Raw genomic sequence first — 6,264 nt, 5'->3', positions numbered from 1 at the left:
CCCGGCGGGGGGTGCCGGCGCCCCCGTGGGCGGCGGGTCACCCCCCCCCTTGCTGCCCCACACCCCACACGCGCCCGGGCCCAACCCCCCGCTCCCACAAGGTCTGCGTCGTGCTCTCCATCTGTGTTCTCTCCACTTCGCTGACCCCAGCAACCCCGCCTAGTCCGCTTTGACGATGATCCCGCCCCGCGAGCCCATGAAGATGAGGTCCACCGCCCCCTGACCGGCGGTTCTCCTGACCTCAGCTAATGGCATAACAACAATGACGGCTCAAGTTCAGTCTCAACCCGGCTACGACGTGATCGTCGTCGGTTCGGGCGCGGGTGCGATGACTTCGGCGGTGTTTCTCGCCGATCACGGTCTGCGGGTCCTGATCGTGGAAAAAAGCGACAAGTACGGCGGCACTTCGGCGATCTCCGGCGGCGGGATCTGGATTCCCAACAACCATTATTTCGCCCGCCTCGGTGGCAACGACAGCCCGGAACTGGCGCGCCGCTACCTGCAGGCCGCCGCCGGCGAGCACGTCGAACCGGCGCGCCTGGAGGCCTACCTGGCCAACGCGCCGAAGATGATCGAGGCGCTGACCCGCAACAGCCGCGTGCGCTACGCGGTCGCGGCCAAGTACCCGGATTACTATCCGCACCTGCCCGGCGCGCTGCCCGGCGGCCGTACCCTCGATCCGGAGCTGTTCGACACCAGCCTGCTCGGCGAGGAACTGGACAACCTGCGCAAGCCGTCGCCATCGACCCTGCTCATGGGCCGCATCGCCTGGACCGCGCGCCACGCGCACAAGGCCATGGCCCGCAGCTTCGGCTGGCGCTGGCTGATCCTCGGCCTGATGCTGCGCTACAAGCTGGACTTCAAATGGCGGCGCAAGAGCAAGTACGACCGCCGCGCCGCCCTCGGCAGCTCGCTGGTCTCGGCCCTGCGTCGCTCGCTGATGGACCGCGACGTGCCGCTCTGGCTCAACACCGATTTCCGCGAACTGCTGATGCGCGATGGCAAGGTCGCCGGGATCAAGGTGGTTCGCGATGGCCAGGAAACGACGCTGGAGGCACGCCTCGGCGTGATCTTCGGTTCCGGCGGTTTCGAGCAGAACCAGGCCCTGCGCGAGCAGTACCTGCCCAAGCCCACGCAGATGGGCTGGAGCGCCACGCCACCGGGCAACAACACCGGCGCCGCCTTGCTCGCGGGCATGCAGGAGGGCGCCGCCACCGCGCTGATGGACTGGGCCTGGTGGGCACCGACCATCGCCGTGCCGGGGGAGGACAAGCCCCGCGGGATCTTCGCCGAGCGCGCCTTCCCCGGCGCCATCGTGGTCAACGGCCAGGGTCGGCGCTTCGTCAACGAGGCTGCGCCGTACCTGGAGTTCGTCGATGCCATGCACCGCGACAACCCGCGCAGTGGCGGGCGCAGCGTGCCGGCCTGGGTGATCTTCGATGCGCATTTCCGCTTCAACTACGCCATGGGCCCGCTGATGCCGGCCCAGGTCATGCCCGACAGCCGCCTGCGCAAGGAATGGCTGAATACCCTGTACTGGAAAGCCGACACCCTGGCCGACCTGGCCGCGCAGATCGGCGTCGACGCTGCCGGCCTGGAGCACACGGTGGGCAAGGTCAACGACTATGCCCGCAGCGGCGTGGACGAGGACTTCGGCCGCGGCGGCAACGTCTTCGACCGCTACTACGGTGACTGCAACATCAAGCCCAACCCGTGCCTGGCACCGCTGCGCAAGGGCCCGTTCTACGCCATGCGCCTGGACGCCGGCGATATCGGTACCAAGGGCGGCCTGCTGACCAACGCCAATGCCCAGGTGGTGCGCGCCGACGGCACGCCGATCCCGGGCCTGTACGCCATCGGCAACTGCTCGGCCTCGGTGATGGGCACCAGCTACCCCGGTGCCGGCGGCACGCTCGGGCCGGCCATGACCTTCGGCTATGTGGCGGCGAACCATCTCGCCGGGGAGGCCTCATGAGCCGGGTCGACACGGTGACGCCGATCCTGCCGCCGCTGCGCAGCGACGAGCTGCTGGGTCGGCAATGGGACGAATACTGCGAAGTGCTGGTGCTCGGCTGGGGCGCCGCCGGTGCCTGTGCGGCCCTGGAAGCCCGTGCCGCCGGTGCCTATGTGCTGGTGGCCGACCGCTTCCTGGGCGGCGGGGCCAGTGCCAAGAGCGGTGGTGTGGTCTACGCCGGTGGCGGTACCCGCCAGCAGCGCCGCGCCGGTTACAACGACTCTCCCGAGGCGATGTTCGACTACCTGCGGCACGAAACCCAGGGCGTGGTCAGCGACGCAACCCTGCGGCGCTTCTGCGACGACAGCGTGGCCAACCTGCAATGGCTGGAAAGCCATGGTGCGCCGTATTCCCATGAAGTACCGCCGGGCGGCAAGACCTCCTATCCGCAGGACGGCTACTACCTCTACTACTCCGGCAACGAACTGGTGCCGCTCTACGCCGGCGACAATCCACCGGCGCCGCGGGGCCATCGCACGGTCGGCAAGGGGCAGTGCGGCGCCGTGCTGTACCGCCACCTGCAGGCGGCCTGCCTGCGGGCCGGGGTGCGACCGCTGCTGCAGGCAGCGGCCCGGCGCCTGGTGGTGGATGCCGTGGGCCGGGTGATCGGCGCCGAGTTCTGGCGCCTGCCGCCGGGCAGCCAGCAGGCTGGGCTGCATGCCAGGCTGATTGCCCGTGCAGAGAAACTGCAGAACTTCGCCCCGGGCTACTGCGATGGCTTGCGCCAGCGCGCGGCACAACTGGAGAAGGACTTCGCCCGGCCACTGCTGGTGCGGGCGAGCAAGGCGGTGATCCTGAGTACCGGCGGTTTCATCTTCAACCGCGAGCTGATCGCCCGGCATGCGCCGAAATTCCGCCGCAATTTCAAGGTTGGCGCCACCGGCTGCGATGGCAGCGGCCTGCGCCTGGGGCTCAGTGTCGGTGCCAGCAGCGATCGGCTGGAGCGGGTCTCGGCCTGGCGCTTCATCAACCCGCCCTACAGTTGGCACAAGGGCATCGTGGTGAACACCGAGGGCCGGCGTTTCTGCAACGAGGAAGTCTACGGCGCGACCCTCGGTCAGCCGTTGATGGAGGAGCAGGGCGGCCGTGCCTGGCTGGTACTGGACAAGCCGCTGCGCAGGAAGACCCTGCGCGAGGCGCTGTTCAAGGGCTACTGGTGGTTCCAGACCGTGCCGGCCCTGGCCTTGATGCTGTTCAACGTGCGCAAGGGCCGCAGCCTCGACGAACTGGCCCGGGTCACCGGGATGAATGCCCAGGCCCTGCGTGACGCGGTGCAGGCCAACAATGCCGCGGCGCGGGGCGAGGCTGCAGATCCGTTCGGCAAATCCCGCGGCGGGCGGCAGGCGCTGGAGCAGGGGCCGTACTATGCCTGCGACATCTCCGTGGGCAATCCGCTGTTCCCGCTGGGCGCCTTGACCCTGGGCGGGCTGCGTGTCGACGAAGGCAACGGGGCAGTGCTGGACGAGACGGCGCAGCCGGTACCGGGCCTGTACGCCGCTGGCCGGGCTGCCGTCGGCATCCCATCGCACCTTTATATAAGCGGCCTGTCCCTGGCCGACTGCGTGTTCTCCGGGCGCCGGGCTGGCTTGGCGGCTGCGCGGGACGGGCAGGGCAGTCATCAACCGCAATGTGCCGACGAGGCTGCGTCATGAACGAATCCCTGAAATCGAATGGCCGGGTCGCCGGCAAGGTCGCCATCGTCACCGGTGGCGCCCGTGGTATCGGCCGGGCCAGCGTGCGCCTGCTGGTGCGCGAAGGCGCGCGGGTGGTGATCGCCGATATCGATGAAGTGGCGGGGGAAGCGCTGGTGGCGGAACTGGGCGAGGCGACGCTGTTCGTCCGCCATGACGCCAGCAGCGAGCAAGGCTGGCAGAGTCTGATGGGGTTGATGCGCGAGCGGTATGGGCGGCTGGATATCCTGGTCAACAACGCCGGGATCCTTATCAGCGGCACCATCGAGGAAACCCCGCTGGACGACTGGCACAAGCTGATGCGGGTCAATGCCGACAGCGTGTTCCTCGGCTGCCGGGAGGCCATCGGGCTGATGAAGGAGGGCGGCGGCTCGATCATCAACCTGTCGTCCATCGCCGCGCTGGCCGGGCGTGATGATTACCTGGCCTACAGCGCGTCGAAAGGCGCGGTAGCGGCGCTGACCCGCTCGGTGGCAGCGTTCTGCCGGCGGCGCAGGTACCGGATTCGTTGCAACAGCCTGCACCCGGACGGGGTGCTCACGGATATGACCAGCGGGGGCTTTCCGGCGGGGCTGGATCCGGAACGGCTGACCATCGACAGCGACCCCATGAACCGCATGTGCCGGCCGGAGGATGTGGCGGGGAGTGTGTTGTACCTCGCCAGTGATGAAGCGCGGGCGGTGAATGGGGTGGAGTTGCGGGTGGATAGTGGGCAGATGGTGATGAGTATCTGAGGGGGCGCGTTTCCAATGGTGGCCTTATTGCTGGCGTTGTCAGCGATAAGGCCGGACAGGTCAACGGTGCTTCTGGCCTGACGTCAAACTTCTTTGCTTGAAGCGTTCAAGCGCCTCCCGCGTTCTGCCTCTCGACGGCCTTCGCCAGCGATACCACCAGCGCCTGAGCAATCTCCAGCGACTGCTGGGTCGCCCAGAGCAGATCGCCATAGCGGTGATCTGCCAGGTCGCACATCTGGGCATTGGTTTCTACAGCGGATCTCAACGCACTCGCAAGGTGAGCCAGCGCATCGGCGATATCGGCGCCGTCACACACGGCGAACAGTGGCGGGTGATGACCGTCGCAGGAGGCGAAGTGGGTATGGACAGTGGCAAGGCGGGCGGGGTGTCGGGGAGACGCAACTGGAGGATCGGGTACGATTTTTTTCATGGTTGTCTCATGCTCTGGTGGGCCGTGGGACACCTGCTGTCAAACAGGTGGGTGGCAGCTGTGCGCGGGTTGACAGACCAGAGAGCATGAGAATCCTGGCGCACCCGAAGGTGCCCACACGCACAGCCGCCATGACGGTAGCTAGCGTTCATGCAATCCCGGCCTGTCAAAGCCGGTCGTTGAATTTGCAACGACCGGCGGAGACTAGGCACAGGTTTCCATGAGCGCAAGCGCTGTCAGGGAGCGGAAGTATGCTTGGGAAATTGCCTACAAGAAAGACGGAAGTTACGCGCTTTTCGTAGCTTTTTATGACACCTTGGCTGGCCTCATGGAGCACCACATAACTCATTGATGCGACGGAGACTTGTGGGAGCGGGTTTACCCGCGACTACGATAGTGAATTCGCCAGCGCAATCGCGGGTGAACCCGCTCCTACAGGGTCCGCGTCGTATCCAGACCTTGTTCTCTGCGCGACAGCGTGGGCGAAACCCCACAATGTCAGCCATGTGTTGTGGGCCAAGAACCCGTCAACATCCCTCGAACCGTGCCACCCGCTTCTCGATGAACGCCTGCATCCCTTCCTTCTGATCCCTCGACGCAAACAACAACGCATTGGCCTTCCTCTCCAACGCCAGCGCCGACTCCAGCGACGCATCCATCCCCGCCAGAATCACTTCCTTGATCTGCTCCACCGCCAGCGCTGGCATGGCGGCGATTGACTGCGCGAGCTTCAGGGCCTGGGCCTGGACCTGGTCATCCTCCACCAGGTCACTGACCAGTCCCGCCACCCAGGCTTCCTCCGCCGTGATCGGCTGCCCGGTCAGCGCCATGCGCATTGCCTTGACCTTGCCCACCGCCCGCACCAGGCGCTGGGTACCGCCGATCCCCGGCATGATGCCGATGCGCACCTCCGGCTGGCAGAACCGCGCCGATTTGCCGGCGACGATCAGGTCGGCATGCATCGCCAGCTCGCAGCCACCGCCATAGGCATAGCCGCACACGGCGGCGATCACCGGCTTGGGGCAGTGCTGGATCGGTGCCCAGACCCGCTCGGTATGCCGCTGCACGATCTCGATCGGGCCGACCCCGGCCATGCTGGTGATATCACCGCCAGCGGCGAACACCGTGTCGCCGCCGGTGAGGACGATGCAGCGCACGTCAGGATCATTGCCCAGTTCGCTGAAGCGCTGTGACAGCAACGCCTGCAACTCCAGGCTCAGGGCATTGCTGGCCTGCGGTCGGTGCAGGCGCAGCAAGGCCACGCCGGGGGCCGGGAACTCCAGCAGCAGGGGGGAAAGATCGATAGCGGACATAAGCCTTCTCGCGCGTGAAAGTGCCCGCAGTGTCGACCCGCAACGGGGCCGGTTCATCGTCCGTTCAGACGAAGTTTGCAAG

Annotated in this window: 5 protein-coding genes; 3 read left to right on the top strand and 2 right to left on the bottom strand. The window is 66.7% G+C overall.

Annotated elements, in window-relative coordinates:
- Nucleotides 1-262 precede the first annotated feature (262 nt).
- The 3 genes from V0R59_RS29780 to V0R59_RS29770 are packed head-to-tail and all read left to right on the top strand — an operon-like array spanning nt 263 to nt 4,439.
- The gene (locus V0R59_RS29780; RefSeq protein ID WP_330074102.1) at nt 263-1,975 is read left to right on the top strand and encodes an FAD-dependent oxidoreductase; all 1,713 of its coding nucleotides are present in this window, start codon (nt 263-265) and stop codon (nt 1,973-1,975) included.
- Nucleotides 1,972-3,666, top strand: coding sequence for an FAD-binding protein (locus tag V0R59_RS29775; RefSeq protein WP_330074101.1), 1,695 nt, complete (start codon nt 1,972-1,974; stop codon nt 3,664-3,666). The genes V0R59_RS29780 and V0R59_RS29775 overlap by 4 nt, the downstream gene beginning before the upstream one ends.
- Nucleotides 3,663-4,439, top strand: coding sequence for an SDR family oxidoreductase (locus V0R59_RS29770; RefSeq protein ID WP_330074100.1), 777 nt, complete (start codon nt 3,663-3,665; stop codon nt 4,437-4,439). Before V0R59_RS29775 ends, V0R59_RS29770 begins: the two co-directional genes overlap by 4 nt.
- A gap of 106 nt (nt 4,440-4,545) precedes the next feature.
- On the opposite strand, the gene V0R59_RS29765 is transcribed toward V0R59_RS29770, so the two are convergent.
- Together V0R59_RS29765 and V0R59_RS29760 are read right to left on the bottom strand one after the other, a co-directional pair.
- A complete protein-coding gene (locus V0R59_RS29765) occupies nt 4,546-4,869 on the bottom strand; it encodes a hypothetical protein (RefSeq protein WP_330074099.1) in 324 nt (107 codons plus the stop codon).
- Nucleotides 4,870-5,396: 527 nt separating this feature from the next.
- Entirely contained in the window at nt 5,397-6,182 is a 786-nt protein-coding gene (locus V0R59_RS29760; protein WP_330074098.1) for an enoyl-CoA hydratase, read from the bottom strand.
- Between the last annotated feature and the right edge of the window lie 82 nt (nt 6,183-6,264).

Source organism: Pseudomonas ulcerans (assembly GCF_036324125.1).
Taxonomy (GTDB): Bacteria; Pseudomonadota; Gammaproteobacteria; order Pseudomonadales; family Pseudomonadaceae; genus Aquipseudomonas; species Aquipseudomonas ulcerans.
Note: the sequence above shows the minus strand (reverse complement) of the source record. Positions and strands in the feature narration are given on the sequence as shown.

Bases quoted from the DNA above. Each gene is read 5' to 3' on its own strand.
- V0R59_RS29780 (WP_330074102.1), top strand. From the start codon at position 263: ATGACGGCTCAAGTTCAGTCTCAACCCGGCTACGACGTGATCGTCGTC.
- V0R59_RS29775 (WP_330074101.1), top strand. From the start codon at position 1,972: ATGAGCCGGGTCGACACGGTGACGCCGATCCTGCCGCCGCTGCGCAGC.
- V0R59_RS29770 (WP_330074100.1), top strand. From the start codon at position 3,663: ATGAACGAATCCCTGAAATCGAATGGCCGGGTCGCCGGCAAGGTCGCC.
- V0R59_RS29765 (WP_330074099.1), bottom strand. From the start codon at position 4,869: ATGAAAAAAATCGTACCCGATCCTCCAGTTGCGTCTCCCCGACACCCC.
- V0R59_RS29760 (WP_330074098.1), bottom strand. From the start codon at position 6,182: ATGTCCGCTATCGATCTTTCCCCCCTGCTGCTGGAGTTCCCGGCCCCC.